This is a genomic window from Pelagibius sp. 7325 (assembly GCF_037652055.1).
Taxonomy (GTDB): domain Bacteria; phylum Pseudomonadota; class Alphaproteobacteria; order Kiloniellales; family Kiloniellaceae; genus Pelagibius.
Genome location: NZ_JBBKAH010000001.1, coordinates 237,802 through 253,337, shown reverse-complemented (window position 1 = coordinate 253,337; position 15,536 = coordinate 237,802). Strand labels below are relative to the sequence as shown.

The following is a 15,536-nucleotide window of genomic DNA, read 5'->3' as shown; positions in this document are numbered from 1 at the left end:
TCCTTATCTCAGCTTGAGGGTGGCGAGGCCGGCGAGGGCCAGGATGGAGGCGATGATCCAGAAGCGGATCACGATGGTCGGTTCGGCCCAGCCCTTCTTCTCGAAGTGGTGGTGCAGCGGTGCCATACGGAAGACGCGCTTGCCGGTCAGCTTGAAGGAGGCGACCTGGACGATGACGGAGACCGTTTCCAGTACGAAGAGGCCGCCGATAATGCCCAGCACCAGCTCGTGCTTGGTGACCACCGCGATGGAGCCGAGCGCGCCGCCGCAGGAGAGTGAACCGGTGTCGCCCATGAAGACCATGGCCGGCGGTGCGTTGAACCACAGGAAGCCGAGGCTGGCGCCGACCAGCGCGCCGCAGAACACCGCCAATTCGCCGGTGCCGGGCACGTAGTGGACCTGCAGGTAGTCGGCGAAGAAGGAGTTGCCGACCAGGTAGGCGATCAGGGCGAAGCAGCTGGCCGCGATCATCACCGGCACGATGGCGAGACCGTCAAGGCCGTCGGTCAGATTCACCGCGTTGGAGGCGCCGACCATGACGAAGACGGCAAAGGGTACGAAGAAGATGCCCAGATTGAGCAGCAGACTCTTGAAGAAGGGTACCGCCAGGTGGGTGTCCATCTCCGGCGGCGCGATGTTGGAGATCCACAGCGCCACGGCGGTGCAGATCAGCACCTGGATCAGCAGCTTCAGGCGGCCGGGCAGGCCGTCGCTGGAGCGCTTGGTGAGCTTCAGATAGTCGTCGATGAAGCCGACGCCGCCGAAGCCGACGGTAACCGCCAGCACGCACCAGACGTAGCGGTTGGTCAGGTCGGCCCACAGCAGGGTGGAAATGGTCAACGAGATGAGGATCAGCACGCCGCCCATGGTCGGCGTGCCTTTCTTGGTCAGCAGGTGGCCTTCGGGTCCGTCTTCACGGATCGGCTGACCTTCGCCCTGCTTGGAGCGCAGCCAGTCGATGACGCGCGGGCCGCAGACGAAGCAGATCACCAGCGCCGTGATCACCGCGCCGCCACTGCGGAAGGTGAGGTAGCGGAACAGGTTGAAGAGCGTGATGTCTTCGGCGAAGGGGACCAGCAGGTTGTAGAGCATTCCGGTTTTCTGTCCTACCGTCCGTTGTTGCTGTCTTGCGCGGTGTTGCCGCCGAGGGCGAGCAACGCTTCGACGACGACGGCCATGCGGCTGCCAAGCGATCCCTTCACCAGCAGGGCATCGCCGGGGCGCACGGCGGCGGTGACCGCCGTTGCCAGCGCCTTGGAGTCTTCGGTATGGGCGCCGCGCCGCTTCGCCGGCAGCGCCCTGTGCAACGCCGCCATGGCAGGGCCGCAACAGAACACCAGGTCGATGCCGGCGGCTTCCAGCGGCTCGGCCAGATGAGCGTGCATTTCCTCGGAGTGCTCGCCCATCTCCAGCATGTCGCCCAGCACCGCGATGCGGCGGCCGCCGTCGCCGGTGCTGGCGCGGCCCAGCACCTCGAAGGCAGCGCGCATGGAGGTCGGATTGGCGTTGTAGCTGTCGTCGATCAGCCTGAAAGCGCCGGTGCCGGTCTCCACCGTGTGGCGCTCGCCGCGGCCCTTAAGCGGTTTCAGGCCGGCGAACTGTGCGGCGGCCTTCACCACGTCGGCACCGGCGGCGCCGATGGCGGCCAGCACGGCCAGCGAGTTCATCACCCAGTGCGAGCCGGGCATGGCGAGGCAATAGTCGATCTGTTGGCCGCGGATCGAGGCAGTGACCGCGCTGCAGGTGGCATGCAGCGAGCAGTCGACCAGCCGCGCGTCGGCCTCCTTGTGGCGGCCGAAGGAGACGATGCGCGTGATGCCGGCATCCTCCGCCTTGGTGCAGAGGTGGTGGAAGAGGGCATTGTCGCGGTTCAGCACGGCGGTGCCGTTAGGGTCCATGCCCTCGAAGATTTCCGCCTTGGCATCGGCGATCTCCGCGATCGAGGAGAAGTTGCCGATATGCGCCGGCTCGATATTCGTGATGATCGCCACATGCGGGCGGACGAGAGCGCTCAACTCGCGGATCTCGCCGGGATGGTTCATGCCCAGCTCGAAGATGCCATAGACCGCCTTGCGGGCCATGCGCGCGAGGCTCAGCGGCACGCCCCAGTGATTGTTGAAGCTTCCGATGCTGGCCGAGGTAAGACCCTGCGGTGCAAGACAGAGGCGCAGCGCCTCCTTGGTGCCGGTCTTGCCGACCGAACCGGTAACGGCGATGAGGCGTGCCTGGCTGCGCTCGCGCGCCGCGGTGCCGAGGCGCCACAGCGCGGCGAAAGTATCGTCGACGATCAGCAGCGGCATCGACTCGTCGACACCGTCGGCGCGGCGGTGGACCATGGAGGCGGCGGCGCCAGCCTTGACCGCTTTGCCGGCGAAGTCGTGGCCGTCGAAGCTCGGGCCCTTCAGGGCGACGAAGAGGTCGCCGGCTTCGACGCTGCGCGAGTCGATGGAGACGCCGGTGGCCTGCCAGTCGCAGGTGGTGCGCCCGCCGGTCGCCTGCACAGCTTCCTCGGCGCTCCACAGCACTTCTTTGCTGGCGGCTGCAGCGTTCATGCGGCACCTCCGCCCAGCCTGGAAATGGCGGTCCGGGCGACTTCCCGATCATCGAACGGCAAGATTTGTCCCCCGACAATCTGGCCCGTTTCGTGGCCTTTGCCGGCAATGACCAGTACGTCGCCCGGACCCATAGCGGCCACCGCGTGGGCGATAGCCGCCCCCCGATCGCCGATCTCCGCCGCGCCCGGCGCCTCGGCCAGCATCTGCCGGCGGATCGAAGCGGGGTCCTCGCTGCGCGGGTTGTCGTCGGTGATGATGGCGTGGTCGGCGAGCGTCACCGCAATGCGGCCCATCATGGGGCGCTTGCCGGGATCGCGGTCGCCGCCGCAGCCGATGATGACGAAGAGCTTGTTCGCCGTATGCGGGCGCAGCGCCTTCAGCACGGTCTCAAGCGCATCGGGCGTGTGGGCGTAGTCGACATAGACGTGAGCGCCCGCCGGCGTCTCGCCCACCAACTCGACGCGGCCGGGCACGCCGGAAAGGCTTTCCAGTGCGCCGACGGCCTTGTCCTGGTCGGCGCCGCCGGCCAGCACGAGACCCAGGGCGCAGAGCGCATTGCCGGCCTGGAAGGCGCCGGCAACCGGCAGCGCCACCTTATACTCCTTGCCGAAGACGCGGAGCATGAGGTCCTGTCCGGTGGCAGTCGGCTGCTGGTCGAGCAGGCGCAGGTCCGACTCGCCCTTGCCGTAGGTGATCAGCTGCACCCCCCGCACGCGGCAGGCAGCGACCACGTCGGCGCCGGCCGGATCGTCGATGTTGACCACGGCTGCGCCTTCGGGCTGCAGCAGTTCGGTGAACAGCCGCAGCTTGGCCTGGAGGTAAGCCTCCATGGTGCCGTGGTAGTCGAGATGATCGCGCGTCAGGTTGGTGAAGGCTGCGGCACTGGCCCGGACTCCATCGAGTCGATACTGGTCTAAGCCGTGGCTTGAGGCTTCCAGCACAACATGATTAACGGAATCACGGGCCAGCGACGCAAGGCAGCGTTGCAGTTCCACCGGATCCGGCGTCGTCAGCGCCGCCGGCGCATCGGGACGCGGCGGCTGCAGGCCGAGGGTGCCGAGGCTCGCGGCCTCGTGACCCAGCGTCTGCCAGATCTGCCGGGTGAAACTTGCAACAGAGGTTTTGCCATTGGTGCCGGTGACGGCGGCGGCCGTCGCCGGTTGGCGTCCGAAAAAGCGGGCGGCCAGAAGAGCCAGCCGGCGCCGCGGATTACGATCGGTGATGAGGGCAACGGGGCGCGCCGTTTCCGGCAGCACGGTGCCTTCCGGCGCCAGCACGGCGGCGGCGCCCTGTTCGATGGCCTGCGGGATGAAGCTGCGCCCGTCGGCGCGGCTGCCGGGCAGGGCGGCAAAGAGGCTACCCGCGGTCACCCGACGGCTGTCCGCCGTCAGGCCGCTGATCTCCACCTCCGACAATGCCGCGCTCGGCTGCATGTGCACTTCTTCCCCTTCCAGCAGGTCAGTTAGACGCAAGTTGGCGCCCTTCCGCTCTCGACTCCACGTCCACCAGCATCTGCTCGATCATGACGTCGCCGTCTTGGCGCGGCGCGACACCCAGCAGCGGGCCGATGCGTTCCACCAGGCGCCCGACAAGCGGCGCTGCGACCCAGCCGCCGGTGGCGTAGCCGTAGGTCTCCTTCGTCGGCTTCGGCTCATCGACCATGGCGAAGACCACGTAGCGCGGATCGTCCATGGGAAAGGCGCCGGCGAAGGAGGCGATGCGGGAGTTGCGTGCATAGCCGCGGCCCTTGGGCTTGTCGGCCGTGCCGGTCTTGCCGCCGACCAGGAAGCCCTCCGCGTCGGCCTTGCGGCCGGTTCCCTTGGCGACCACCAGGCGCATGAGCTGGCGCATCTCGTCGGAGGTCTTGGCGGAGATCACCTGCGCGCCCGCGGGCAGCGTCGAGGGATCCTGCCGCAACAGGGTGGGACGTACGGCGGTGCCGCCGTTGACGATGGTGGCGACTGCCGAGGCGACCTGCAGCGGCGAGACCGCGAGTCCGTGGCCGTAGGAGATCGTCATGGTGTTGATCTCGCGCCACGGTGCCGGCAGCTGGGGCTGCGCCACCTCGCGCAGTTCGACGCCGGCGGGCTGCAACAGGCCGAGGTTCTTCAGAAAGGCCTGCTGTGCCGGGGTGCCCGCGTCCATGACCATGTGCACGGTGCCGATGTTGCTGGAATACATGAAGATTTCCGGCACCGACAGCCACCGGTTCTTGGGGTGGAAGTCGCGGATGGTGAAGCGCGAAACGCGGATCGGCTCGCGCACATCGTAGCCGTCGTTCAGCGTCACCACACCGTTGTCGAGCGCCATGGCAGTGGTGAAGATCTTGAATACCGAGCCCATTTCATAGGTGCCCAGGGTGGCGCGGTTGAAGCGCGCATCCTCGCTGGCGGTGCCGACCTGTTCCGGGTCGTAGCTGGGCAGCGAGACCATGGCCAGCACCTCGCCGCTTCTGGCGTCCATCACAACGCCGGCGGCGCCCACCGCACTGAAGGTCTGCATGGTGTCGGCCAGTTCGCTGGCCAGCAGGTGCTGGACGCGCAGGTCGAGGCTGAGGCGCAGCGGCTGCGCCGAGCCGCGCAGGACGTCGTCAAAAGACTGCTCGATGCCGCCCAGGCCCTGGTTGTCGACGTCGGTGAAGCCGACCACGTGCGGCGTCAATGCGCCCTGCGGGTAGAAGCGGCGCTGGTCGCGCTGGAAATAGATGCCGGGAATGCCCAGACGATTGACTTCGTACTGCTGGCGCGGCGTCAGATTACGCTCCAGCCTGACCCAGCCGCGCCCGTTGGCCAGTCGCGCGCGCAGATGTGCCGGGCTGAGCCCCGGCAGCACCGCGGCGAGTTGCTCGGCTGTGGTTTCCGGATCGCGTACCTGCTGCGGATTGGCGTAGAGCGAGGCGGTCGGCATGGTGGTCGCCAGCACGATGCCGTTGCGGTCGATGATGTCGGCGCGTCCGGTTTCCAAGGCGTCGGAGGAGAGGCTGCGCGCCAGCGACGGCTCATGCTGGCCGGCCGACATGAGGCCGAGATCCACGAGACGCCAGCCGATCAGCGAGAAGGCGAGGGTGAAGCTCATCGCGGCGACGAGGAGGCGCGTGCGCCCGGTATCGAGCGCCTGCTTCAGGGTACCTTCCAGCCGTACGGTTGCCAGCCCCAGGGCCGCGGGCCGCCCGCCCATCAGGTCGCGGCGGGGGGGATCGCGACGGGGCAGGTCGCGACTGGGCAGGTCGCGACTGGGCAGGTCGCGCAGGTATATCTCGCCCGCCGGAGTGGCGGGGGGCAGCGGCTGGCGCAGCGTCTTGCTGATGAAGCGTCGGATCATGGGCGCAGCGCCTTCATCCCCGGAGCGTTGACGAGGGTGGCCGGCGACTGCCGCTCCACCTCGCCGTCGTCCGGAGCCTCTTCCGGTTCGCCGGGTATGGGCAGATCGGCAAAGCCAATGACACGCTCGGCCGGGATCGGCGCCATCTCCAGGTGGCGCTCGGCCAGCGCGGCGATGCGCGCCGGGCTGTTCAAATAGCTCCACTCGGCCTCGAGGATGTGCACGGCTTGCTGGTCGTGCAGGATCTGCCGCTGGGTACCGGCAATCTCATCTTCCAACACCCGCACCTCCTGCTTGATCTGAAACAGGATGAGGGCGGTGACCGAGCCGGCGGCGAGCCAGCAGAGAATGACGAAGCGCTTCATGCCACCTTCCTCCCATAGGACCCATGGGCCGGGGCCTCGGTGCGTTCGGCCGCGCGCAGCTGGGCGGAGCGGGCGCGCGGGTTGCCGCGGCTCTCGTCCTCGCCCGGGCGCCGGGTGCCGCGGAACAGCAGGGTGAAGGTGGCGGCTTTGGTGTCGCCCGAAGCCGGCGGTGCGTGGCGCGAGCCGGCGGCGTCCTGACCGCTGCGCTCGCGCAGGAACTGCTTCACGATACGGTCTTCCAGGGAGTGGAAGGAGACCACGGCGAGGCGTCCGCCGGGGCCGAGCAACGCCTCGGCGGCCTCCAGACCGCGCTGCAACTCGCCCAGTTCGTCGTTCACGTGGATGCGCAGCGCCTGGAAGGTGCGGGTCGCGGGGTCGATGGCTTTCGGTCCCCCCCTCTTTCCCGGCGGCGCTTTGACCACGGCGCGCACCAGTTCGGCCAGCTCGCCGGTGCGGGCCAGGGGCCTCTCCGCGCGGGCGGCGACGATGGCGCGTGCCACTTGACGGGCGCGGCGCTCCTCGCCGTAGGTATAGATAATGTCGGCCAGCTCGGACTCGGGCAGGGTGTTCACCACCTCGGCGGCACTCGGCCGGCCCTCGGCAGTGGGACCTTCCATGCGCATGTCGAGCGGCCCGTCGGCGCGGAAGGAAAAACCGCGCTCGGCCTCGTCGAGCTGCATGGAGGAGACGCCGAGATCGAGGGCGATGCCGGCCAGCGGCGCCGTCAGCCTGTCGGCCAGCAGGTCGACCATGTCGCCGAAGCAGCCTTCGACCATGTGGAGGCGGCCGGCATACTGCTCGGCCAGCTTATGGCCGCGGGCGACGGCGGCCTTGTCGCGGTCGATGCCCCAGACGGTGCAGTCGGCGGCGTCCAGGATGGCGCGGCTGTAGCCGCCGGCACCGAAGGTGCCGTCAACGTAAATGGCGCCGTCGCGCGGCGCCAGGGCATCCAATACTTCCTTCAGAAGGACCGGCCGGTGGCTGCCACCGGGCTGCGCTTGTGTCTCGGGCCGCCGGCTCATCGTCCGCCTCCCGCAGAACCCGAAGCGCTTTGGGCGGCGGGGATCGTCAGGCCCTGCGCACTGGCGCGCTGGCGCGCTGCGGCCTTGTGGGCCTCCAGCTTGGCGGGCTGCCAGATCTGGAACAGCTGGCCCATGCCGACGAAGGCGGCCTTGTCGGTGATGCCGGCGTGCTTGCGGAAGTTCTCCGGCAGCTGGATGCGTCCGGTGCTGTCGAAGGAGAGCTGCTGGGAATCCGAGAAGATGGTCGTGGCCAGATCATTGGAGTCAGGAGAGAAGAGGTCGAGGCCGGCGATGCGGGAGATCATCTGCTCCATGAAATCCATGCCGCAGCCTTCGATCGCATCGGCGCGATGCGAACGGAAAGCGGCAATGCCGTTGTACGGCTGGCCGGCGAGTGCCTGGCGGAACGTCGCCGGGACGGAAACCCGCCCCTTCGCGTCCACCTTGTTCTCGAAGGTGCCAATAAAGATCGCCACCTGGGTCCCCTGCGGCTCCTTCCCCGCTCAGTAACGGCGCCGTCGTTTCGACGGAGCCACCCCACGTCCACTCCTTACGTCCCCCGGCGCTAACCACGTTCTGGCAAGGCTGGTCTGAGCCTAGCGCACATTGGGACAATTTGGGATATCATGGGACTGTATGGGTGTCAATGCCGCTACAAGTAATTATTGCGGGTTAACAAGAGCTTAAAGTGTTCATTTCGGGGCCTGAGGCAGTACTGATGGCACTGCTTGTGGCTGAGATCAGAAGAACCACAATTAACGCCCAATCGAATCGAGCGCCGTAATTTGTTCGTTCTTTGTTCCAAGAAAGGCAAAAAATCGACCGTTCGCAGCCGTTTTCGGGCGGCGGCTCAGGGCTGCGGCGGAAAAAGCGGGGCCGTCACGAGGCGGCGGAGGGGGAAGTAAAACGCCAGACGGCCTGTAAGCCGGGTTCTGTCCCATGGTGTCCCATGGAGATGGCCATTCATCTGGGACGCCCGTTACCGGACGCCTCGCGCGATCGACCCGGACAGCGGCGCGGAAACCCGCGTGGCGCGGCCCTTTGAGGCCCGCCGGCCGTCCCTACTTGATCTTGCTCCGGGTGGGGTTTGCCGTGCCGCCCCCGTTGCCGGGCGCGCGGTGCGCTCTTACCGCACCCTTTCACCCTTACCTGCCTTCGCCAGCCTTGCGGCCGCTTCGGCGGGCGGTTTGCTTTCTGTGGCACTTTCCCTGGGGTCGCCCCCGCCGGGCGTTACCCGGCACCCTGTTTCCGTGGAGCCCGGACTTTCCTCCCCCGCCGCCATAAAGCAGCGAAGGCAGCCATCCGGCCGTCTGGCCCCGTTTAGGTAGGGTTTTCGCGGAGTTCAGTCAATCGCGACTTCCCTCGTGGGGGATTCAGTCAATGACGGCGAGCAGCGCGGCGAGGCGCCGGCGGGTCTCGGCGTCGGCGGTCCCGGTGATCGCGTTGGGCCGGAAATGGCGCTGGAAGGCGCGGATGACGGCGGGCAGGTCCTCCCCGGTGTAGCCGTAGCCGATGCGCTGCAGCGCCTTGGCGACGGCGCTTTCCAGCACCGCGGCGGCACCGCTCTCCGGCCACAGGCCGATGCCGGCGGCGGCCAGGCCGCGCCAGTCGAACAGTTCGCCCGGGTCCAGCTTGCGCAGCGGGGCGACGTCGGAATGACCCAGTACCCCGACCGCCGGGATGGGGTGCCGGGTCAGGACGTCGAGACACAACAGCTTCACCGCAGTCATCTGGTCAGCCGGGAAGGTGCGGTAGCCGAACTCGTGGCCGGGATTGACGATCTCGATGCCGACGGAGCGCGCGTTGATGTCGCCGGCGCCCTGCCATTCGGCGATGCCGGCGTGCCAGGCGCGGCGCGATTCGGGCACCAGTTGAAAGATGCGGCCGTCCTCTTCCACCACGTAGTGCGCGCTGACCTTGGCGTCGGGGTCGCAGAGCCGCGCCAGCGCGGCTGCACCGCTTTCCATGCCGGTATAGTGCAGCAGCAGAATTTCCACCGCCGCACCCTCCGGGCGGGCATCGTGGTTGGGCGAAGGGTGGTCGATGATCTCGAGATCGAGCATGACGGAGGCGAGTCTAACGCAATTCCGTGCGATCGCTTAGCGACATGATTGGGTAACGGCGGGCACCGGTGTCAGAGCCGTTCGGCCTCGGGCGCCGTGGTACGCGGGCGCCGGATGATGATGATGGCGACGCCGACGATGGTCATCAGGCCGCCGATGATGAGGTTCACGGTGAGGTTCTCGCCAAGGAAGATGACGCCCGACAGCACACCGAAGGGCGGCACCAGCAGAGTGGCGGGCATGATCTGGTTGATCTGATAGCGTCGCATCAGCCAGTACCAGTAGCCGTAGCCGATCACCACCACGACGACGGCCTGGTAGACCACCGCGAAATAGGCCCAGAAGTCGGCCTGGCGCAGCGCCTCGATCTGGCCGTCCTCCAGCAGCGCCGAGGCGCCGAACAGCAACGGTGTGGCGAAGAGCGCGACCCAGGCATTCAGCGAGAAGCCATCGATGTGGTCGAGCCGCTTAATCTGCACATTGGCGATTGACCAGATGAAGGAGGCGCCGATGACAAAGCCGAGTGCCAGGTACTGCCCGTTGAGACGCGGCTCGCCGGCGATGAGGGCGACGCCCAGAAAGGCGATGGCCATGCCCAGCGCGCGTTTCCAGCCCAGCTTGTCCTGAAAGAAGATGGCGGCGAGCAGCGAGGCGAATGGCACCTGAAGCTGGATGGCGATGGCCGCGGTCGCCGCGTCGATGGTCTTCAGTCCGTTGAACATGAAGGAGAAGTGCAACAGGCCGAGGGTGACGGCGATGGCGAAGATGGCGCCCCACTGGCCGGTCGGACGCTTGGCGAAGGGCAGCAGCAGCAGGGCGACCAGCAGGAAGCGGCAGGCAATGAGAAAGATGGGCGGCAACTGCTGCAGGCCGATCTTGGCGACCGCGAAGTTGATGCCCCACAGCAGCATCACGCCGAGGATGAGCAGCATGTGCAGCGGCGCGATGGGGTTTTCCGCCGTCGGTGTCGTGCTGCTCACGACGTCAGTTCCCCGTTGTCGGCCTTGCCGCCCTCCAGCGCCTCTCGTTCGGTTTCCAGCTCCAACCAGCGTTCCTCCGCCGCCGCTACTTCGTCGCGCTTGGTGCCGAGCGCGCGGGTGATCTCGGCGAAGCCGGCGGGATCCTTCTGGTAGAGCGCCGGGTCGGCCAGCTTCTTTTCCAAGGCAGCCGCTTCGGCGCCCAGTGCATCGATGCGCGCCGGCAGGCCATCCAGTTCGCGTTGGTCTTTGTAGGAGAGCTTGGCCGCCTTTTTCGGCTTGGCGGGTTCAGCCGCGTCGCGCGGATTGGCGCGGGACTTGCCGGGTCCACTGGCTTCTTCTCGGCGCTGCTTGTAGCGCAGGTAATCGCTGTAGCCGCCGGCGATCTCTACCGTTCGGCCGCCGCTTTCCATGGCGATCACCGCCGTCACCAGGCGGTCGAGGAAGTCGCGGTCGTGGCTGACCAGGATCAGCGTGCCCTCATAGTCGTCGAGCACCTCTTCCAGGAGATCGAGGGTCTCCATGTCGAGGTCGTTGGTCGGCTCGTCGAGCACCAGCAGATTGCTGGGCCTGGCGAACAGCCGGGCCAGCAGCAGGCGTGCCTTCTCGCCGCCGGACAGGGCTTTCACCGGCTGGCGCGCCTGGCCTTCATCGAACAGGAAGTCCTTCAGGTAGGAGACCACGTGGCGCTGGCGGCCGCGCACGATGATCGTGTCGCCGCCCTCGGGCGCCAGCACTTGCCAGAGCGTCGCCTCAGGGTCCAGGCTTTCGCGCCGCTGGTCGAAATAGAGCGGCTCGACGTTGCTGCCGATGCGCACTTTCCCCGCTTCGGGCGCCAGGCTGCCCATCAGGATCTTCACCAGCGTAGACTTGCCGGCGCCGTTCGGCCCGATGATGCCCAGCCGGTCGCCGCGCCGGATGCGCGTCGAGAAGTCCTTGAGGATGGGGAGGTCGCCAAAGGTCTTCTCCAGGTGCTCCGCCTCGACGACCATGTCGCCGCTGCGCCCGCTGCTGGCGGTCTCCAGCTTGGCGGTGCCGGCCTGCTGCAGCCATTCGCGGCGCTCCTGGCGCAGACCCTGCAGGCGGGCGAGGCGGCCCACATTGCGCTTGCGCCGCGCGGTGACGCCACGGTGCAGCCAGCGTTCCTCGCGCACGATCTGGCGCTCCAGCTTGTGCTGCGCGTCGGCTTCCTGCTGGCGCAGTTCCTCGGCCCATTCGTCGAAGGCGGCGAAAGACTTGTCGAGCCGCAGCACCTTGCCGCGGTCGAGCCACAGCGTGGAGTTGGACAGATTGTTGAGGAAGGTGCGATCGTGGCTGATCACCAGCAGGGCGCCGCGGAAACGCTTCAGTTCGCCCTCCAGCCAGTCGATGGTCGGCAGGTCGAGGTGGTTGGTCGGCTCGTCCAGCAGCAGAACCTCGGGTTCCCCGACCAGGCAGCGCGCCAGGGCCACGCGGCGACCTTCGCCGCCGGAGAGACCCTCCAGCTTGCGCGCGCCGTCCAACTCCAGGCGCGCAAGGACCGCGTCGACCCGATGGCGGGGCGCGTCGTCTCTGCCCGCCGGGTCGTGCGCCACGTAGTCGGCGATGGTTTCCTCACCGTCGAACCGCGGATCCTGCGGTAGGTAGGCGACCCTGGTGCCCGGCTGCAGAAAGCGCTCACCGCCGTCGAGGTCCTGCTGGCCGGCGATGACCTTCAGCAGGGTCGACTTGCCGGCGCCGTTGCGGCCCACCAGGCATGCGCGTTCGCCGGCCGCCAGGGTCAGTGACAACCCGCTGAACAGAGTGGACGTGCCGAAGGAAAGGCGCGCGTCGTTCAGCGCGATGAGGGGCGGGGTCGTGGCCATGCCTATTTAATGCCGCGCAGCTTTTTGATGTCGTCGTAGGCGGCGTTGATCGTGGCCAGCTTCTCGTTGGCGATGGTGACGAACTCCTGCGGCATGCCTTGCGCCACCAGGCGGTCGGGGTGGTTCTCGACAACCAGCTTGCGGTGGGCGGCGCGGATTTCCTGGTCGCCCGCCTCGCGGGAGACGCCCAGGATGCGGAAGGGATCGCTCTGGTCGGCCGCGGTATTGGCGGCGCGGATGCGATCCCAGCACTGGGCGTCGAAGCCGAAGATCACGGCGAGCTGGCCGAGGTAGGCAACCTCCTCCTCGCTCACCCGCCCGTCGGCGCGGGCGATGTGAAAGAGGCCGTGCAGCAGTTCCTCGAGCACCGCGGGATTGTCTTCGAACATGCGGGCGAGCTGCTTGGCATAGGGTTCGAAACCGCGCGAGTCCTTGCGCGCCTGGTCGAATACCTTGCCGACGTTTTTCATTTCATCGGCGGGGATGTGGAACACCTGCTTGAAGGCGTCCACCTCGTCGCGGGTCACCGTACCATCCGCCTTGGCCAGCTTGGCGCCCAGGACGATGACGCCGATGGTGAAGGCGATCTGCTTGGTGGCGTCGGAAGCCTCCGGACCGGTGCTGTCCTTAAGCTTGTCGACGGCATGCCCGGCCAAGGCGCCGATCAAGGCACCAATGGGCCCGCCCAGCGCAAAACCTGCGGCGCCTCCGAGAATCTTGCCCCAAACGCTCATGTCGTCGCTGTGTTGGAAGGAGAGTGGGAAGGGTTGAGGGCCGCAGCATGACGGCGCAGCCCCGGTTGCGTCAAGTCACGCGGCTGCCCTCGTGTTGCAGGGCTGCCTTGCGCTGACGGGCTGTTCAGCAGAGCGCTCGAAGCGGCTAGCGCGCGCCGAGCCGCCCGAGGCCGGGCACTTTCACCGCGAGATCGCCCGGATCGATACCGAAGGTCATGCCTAGCAGGTTGATTTCCAGTCCCTCCTCGCGGGCGGCCAGGAGGCCGAGGGCACCGAGCAGCGAGACCTGGTAACCGGTGCCGCTGGGGGCCTCGGCGAAGAAGCGGTCGGCGGCGAGGTAGTCCTTGCCGACGGCGGTGGGCGGCAGATCAAGCCTGAGCGCCGGCACCTGGCGCGCGATGCTGGCGGTGAAGGTGTTGGAGTTGGGGCCCGGCCAGGTGCGGTACTGGGTGGTGTAGGGATAGGCGGCTATCGCGGCTTCGATCTCGGGTATCGCCGCAGCTGCCTCAGACCCGCGCAGTTCGGCGTAAATCTCCGGCTTGGCGCCGAACCAGTGGCGGTCGGGCGGGCCCTCGCGCCGGACCAGGGCGTTGCCGTCGCGCCAGGCGCGCCAGCCGATGACCTCATAGGTGGTGTAGCTGTCGGCCCCCGCGGGCTTTGCCGCGATCCAGGTATGCACCGCAAAGGCTCCGCGCCAGCCGAAGGTGCGGGCGCCATAGACCTGGACGACCGCTTCCGGCGTCGCAGCGGCGGGCGGCATCAGTCCGGCGCTCTCGCGGCTGGCGGTATGCCAGCTGCGTTCCAGCGAAACCGCGCCGCTGACCAGCGCCAGCGCCGGCCCGGCCAGCAGAATGCCGAGAATGACGATGAGACGCCGCAGGTTTATCGCGATAGTTGCCAAGAGACTCAACCGTGACATGTGGATCAGATCGGACTAGTGACGCTAAGTACTTATTATGGCGGAGTTATGGCGAATTCCACTAGCGGTATGGCGTACATAAGGCTTTTTTAACGCTGTTCTTGCATCTTTCTCATTAAATGGACTTGCGCGAATGCAGGTCCGGGGGACTAAGAAATCCAAGGGAAGTAAATGTCGGGTGACGCAGCTGCCGAGGCAGGCATCATCGAAGGACTGGCGCGCGAAGCTGCCGGCCTAGGGGTCGAGATTGTCGATGTTGCCGGCAATATCCAGGAAGTCTCCGCCCGGGTCGAGCAGCAGGCGCGCTCCTTCAAGGAGCTGGTCGCCAATGCCGGCGCAGTGAACGACAGCAACAGCCGCATCGCCACCGCCGCCGCCCATGCCCGGGAGAAGGCCTCGCAGACCGCGACCAGTGTGCGTGGCTCGGAAGAGACGGTGCGCACCGCCGTCGACGACATCCATGCGCTGGTGGAAGCGGTCTCGGTGATCGAAGGCCAGCTCACCGGCCTGCAGGAAGCGCTCTCCCAGGTCGCCCAGGTTGCCAAGGGCATCGACGCCATCGCCAAGCAGACCAACCTGCTGGCGCTGAATGCCACCATTGAGGCTGCGCGGGCCGGCGAAGCGGGCAAAGGTTTTGCCGTGGTGGCCGGCGAGGTGAAGGCGCTGGCGACACAGACCTCCAGCGCCACCGCACAGATCGACGAGACCCTGAAGAAGCTGACCCAGCAGGCTGAGCAGCTGATTGCCCAGGGCAACGAGACCACCGGCCGCGCCGAGTCCGTACGCACGGGGACCCAGGCCATCGGCGATGTAATGAGTGTCGTCGGCCAGGCTGTCGGCGGCATCGAGGAAGATACCGCCGCCATTGCCGAGAGCGCCCAGCGCATCGACCAGCAATGCGGCACCTTCGTGACGACATTGGAAGTCATGGATGGAGAGGTCGCCAGTTCCTCCAGGACGCTGGGCGAGGCACGCGACCGGGTAAACCGCCTCATCGATGTCAGCGAGCGTGTTATCCGCCTGACCTCGCAAAGCTCCCTCAACTCCGTCGACGGTCCCTTCATCAAGAAGGTGCGCGCGCTTGCCGGCGAGGTCACCGCCGCCTTCGAGGCTGCCCTCAACGAGGGCCGTATCACCGAGGCCCAGCTGTTCGACCGCGACTACAAGCCGATTGCCGGCACCGATCCGGAGCAGCTGATGGCCGGCTGCGTGCCGTTGACCGACGCGGTGCTGCCGGCGATCCAGGAGCCCGTGCTGGCGTTCGACGAACGCGTGGTGTTCTGCGCCGCCGTCGATGTGAATGGTTTCCTGCCGACCCACAATCTGAAGTTTGCTCAGCCGCAGGGGAGCGACGCGGTGTGGAACGCCGCCAACTGCCGCAACCGGCGCATCTTCAACGACCGAGTCGGTCTGGCCGCCGGCCAGAATACCGAGCCCTTTCTGCTGCAGACCTATCGCCGCGACATGGGCGGCGGCAAGTTTGCAATGATGAAGGACGTCTCGGCGCCTATCGTCGTGCGCGGCAAGCACTGGGGCGGCGTGCGTCTTGCCTACAAGGTCTGACTCAGGATTACGTTGTTGAATACCTGAGCAGGATCCGGCAACCCGCGCCTTGGTTGCCTATCGACCCCCTACGAACAATCGCCTAATGTCTCCGCCGTCCGGGCAGCGCCGATTCGCTCTGCGTGCTGCAGAATGTCGTCCGGGCTGGTCGATCGCCGTTCACGGAGGCAGGT

Annotated in this window: 13 protein-coding genes and 1 other RNA gene; 1 reads left to right on the top strand and 13 read right to left on the bottom strand. The window is 67.1% G+C overall.

Annotation, left to right across the window (positions count from 1 at the left end; translation table 11 throughout):
- Nucleotides 1–3 precede the first annotated feature (3 nt).
- The 13 genes from mraY to WDC82_RS01115 form a co-directional block, all read right to left on the bottom strand.
- Nucleotides 4–1,092, bottom strand: coding sequence for a phospho-N-acetylmuramoyl-pentapeptide-transferase (mraY, locus tag WDC82_RS01175; RefSeq protein WP_340115401.1), 1,089 nt, complete (start codon nucleotides 1,090–1,092; stop codon nucleotides 4–6).
- Between the two features lie 14 nt (nucleotides 1,093–1,106).
- Nucleotides 1,107–2,552, bottom strand: a complete 1,446-nt coding sequence (locus tag WDC82_RS01170; protein ID WP_340115400.1) for a UDP-N-acetylmuramoylalanyl-D-glutamyl-2,6-diaminopimelate--D-alanyl-D-alanine ligase — start codon at nucleotides 2,550–2,552, stop codon at nucleotides 1,107–1,109.
- Nucleotides 2,549–4,027: a UDP-N-acetylmuramoyl-L-alanyl-D-glutamate--2,6-diaminopimelate ligase gene (locus tag WDC82_RS01165; protein WP_340115399.1), complete on the bottom strand. Its 1,479-nt coding sequence runs from the start codon at nucleotides 4,025–4,027 to the stop codon at nucleotides 2,549–2,551. Before WDC82_RS01165 ends, WDC82_RS01170 begins: the two co-directional genes overlap by 4 nt.
- Nucleotides 4,014–5,876, bottom strand: coding sequence for a penicillin-binding protein 2 (locus tag WDC82_RS01160; protein ID WP_340115397.1), 1,863 nt, complete (start codon nucleotides 5,874–5,876; stop codon nucleotides 4,014–4,016). Before WDC82_RS01160 ends, WDC82_RS01165 begins: the two co-directional genes overlap by 14 nt.
- Nucleotides 5,873–6,241 (bottom strand): hypothetical protein, encoded by a 369-nt coding sequence (locus WDC82_RS01155; protein ID WP_340115396.1) that lies wholly within the window; start codon nucleotides 6,239–6,241, stop codon nucleotides 5,873–5,875. The genes WDC82_RS01160 and WDC82_RS01155 overlap by 4 nt, the downstream gene beginning before the upstream one ends.
- Nucleotides 6,238–7,263, bottom strand: a complete 1,026-nt coding sequence (gene rsmH, locus WDC82_RS01150) for a 16S rRNA (cytosine(1402)-N(4))-methyltransferase RsmH (RefSeq protein ID WP_340115395.1) — start codon at nucleotides 7,261–7,263, stop codon at nucleotides 6,238–6,240. Before rsmH ends, WDC82_RS01155 begins: the two co-directional genes overlap by 4 nt.
- On the bottom strand, nucleotides 7,260–7,739 hold the full coding sequence (gene mraZ / locus WDC82_RS01145; protein ID WP_340115394.1) for a division/cell wall cluster transcriptional repressor MraZ: 480 nt from the start codon (nucleotides 7,737–7,739) through the stop codon (nucleotides 7,260–7,262). The genes rsmH and mraZ overlap by 4 nt, the downstream gene beginning before the upstream one ends.
- 429 nt (nucleotides 7,740–8,168) lie before the next feature.
- Nucleotides 8,169–8,577, bottom strand: an RNA gene (rnpB, locus tag WDC82_RS01140) — RNase P RNA component class A.
- Between the two features lie 59 nt (nucleotides 8,578–8,636).
- Complete coding sequence (locus WDC82_RS01135) at nucleotides 8,637–9,326, bottom strand: N-acetylmuramoyl-L-alanine amidase (protein WP_340115393.1); 690 nt, start codon at nucleotides 9,324–9,326, stop codon at nucleotides 8,637–8,639.
- A gap of 71 nt (nucleotides 9,327–9,397) precedes the next feature.
- Nucleotides 9,398–10,306, bottom strand: coding sequence for an EamA family transporter (locus WDC82_RS01130; protein WP_340115392.1), 909 nt, complete (start codon nucleotides 10,304–10,306; stop codon nucleotides 9,398–9,400).
- The gene (locus tag WDC82_RS01125) at nucleotides 10,303–12,147 is read right to left on the bottom strand and encodes an ATP-binding cassette domain-containing protein (protein WP_340115391.1); all 1,845 of its coding nucleotides are present in this window, start codon (nucleotides 12,145–12,147) and stop codon (nucleotides 10,303–10,305) included. The genes WDC82_RS01130 and WDC82_RS01125 overlap by 4 nt, the downstream gene beginning before the upstream one ends.
- Nucleotides 12,148–12,149: 2 nt before the next feature.
- Entirely contained in the window at nucleotides 12,150–12,881 is a 732-nt protein-coding gene (locus tag WDC82_RS01120; protein ID WP_340115390.1) for a TerB family tellurite resistance protein, read from the bottom strand.
- Nucleotides 12,882–13,026: 145 nt separating this feature from the next.
- Nucleotides 13,027–13,800: a DUF3750 domain-containing protein gene (locus WDC82_RS01115; RefSeq protein WP_340115389.1), complete on the bottom strand. Its 774-nt coding sequence runs from the start codon at nucleotides 13,798–13,800 to the stop codon at nucleotides 13,027–13,029.
- Between the two features lie 171 nt (nucleotides 13,801–13,971).
- On the opposite strand from WDC82_RS01115, the gene WDC82_RS01110 reads away from it, so the two are divergent.
- Nucleotides 13,972–15,363: a methyl-accepting chemotaxis protein gene (locus tag WDC82_RS01110; RefSeq protein ID WP_340115388.1), complete on the top strand. Its 1,392-nt coding sequence runs from the start codon at nucleotides 13,972–13,974 to the stop codon at nucleotides 15,361–15,363.
- The last annotated feature ends 173 nt before the right edge of the window (nucleotides 15,364–15,536 follow it).

Coding starts and splice junctions, on each gene's coding strand:
- mraY (WP_340115401.1), bottom strand. CDS start 1,092: ATGCTCTACAACCTGCTGGTCCCCTTCGCCGAAGACATCACGCTCTTC.
- WDC82_RS01170 (WP_340115400.1), bottom strand. CDS start 2,552: ATGAACGCTGCAGCCGCCAGCAAAGAAGTGCTGTGGAGCGCCGAGGAA.
- WDC82_RS01160 (WP_340115397.1), bottom strand. CDS start 5,876: ATGATCCGACGCTTCATCAGCAAGACGCTGCGCCAGCCGCTGCCCCCC.
- WDC82_RS01155 (WP_340115396.1), bottom strand. CDS start 6,241: ATGAAGCGCTTCGTCATTCTCTGCTGGCTCGCCGCCGGCTCGGTCACC.
- rsmH (WP_340115395.1), bottom strand. CDS start 7,263: ATGAGCCGGCGGCCCGAGACACAAGCGCAGCCCGGTGGCAGCCACCGG.
- WDC82_RS01135 (WP_340115393.1), bottom strand. CDS start 9,326: ATGCTCGATCTCGAGATCATCGACCACCCTTCGCCCAACCACGATGCC.
- WDC82_RS01125 (WP_340115391.1), bottom strand. CDS start 12,147: ATGGCCACGACCCCGCCCCTCATCGCGCTGAACGACGCGCGCCTTTCC.
- WDC82_RS01120 (WP_340115390.1), bottom strand. CDS start 12,881: ATGAGCGTTTGGGGCAAGATTCTCGGAGGCGCCGCAGGTTTTGCGCTG.
- WDC82_RS01115 (WP_340115389.1), bottom strand. CDS start 13,800: ATGTCACGGTTGAGTCTCTTGGCAACTATCGCGATAAACCTGCGGCGT.
- WDC82_RS01110 (WP_340115388.1), top strand. CDS start 13,972: ATGTCGGGTGACGCAGCTGCCGAGGCAGGCATCATCGAAGGACTGGCG.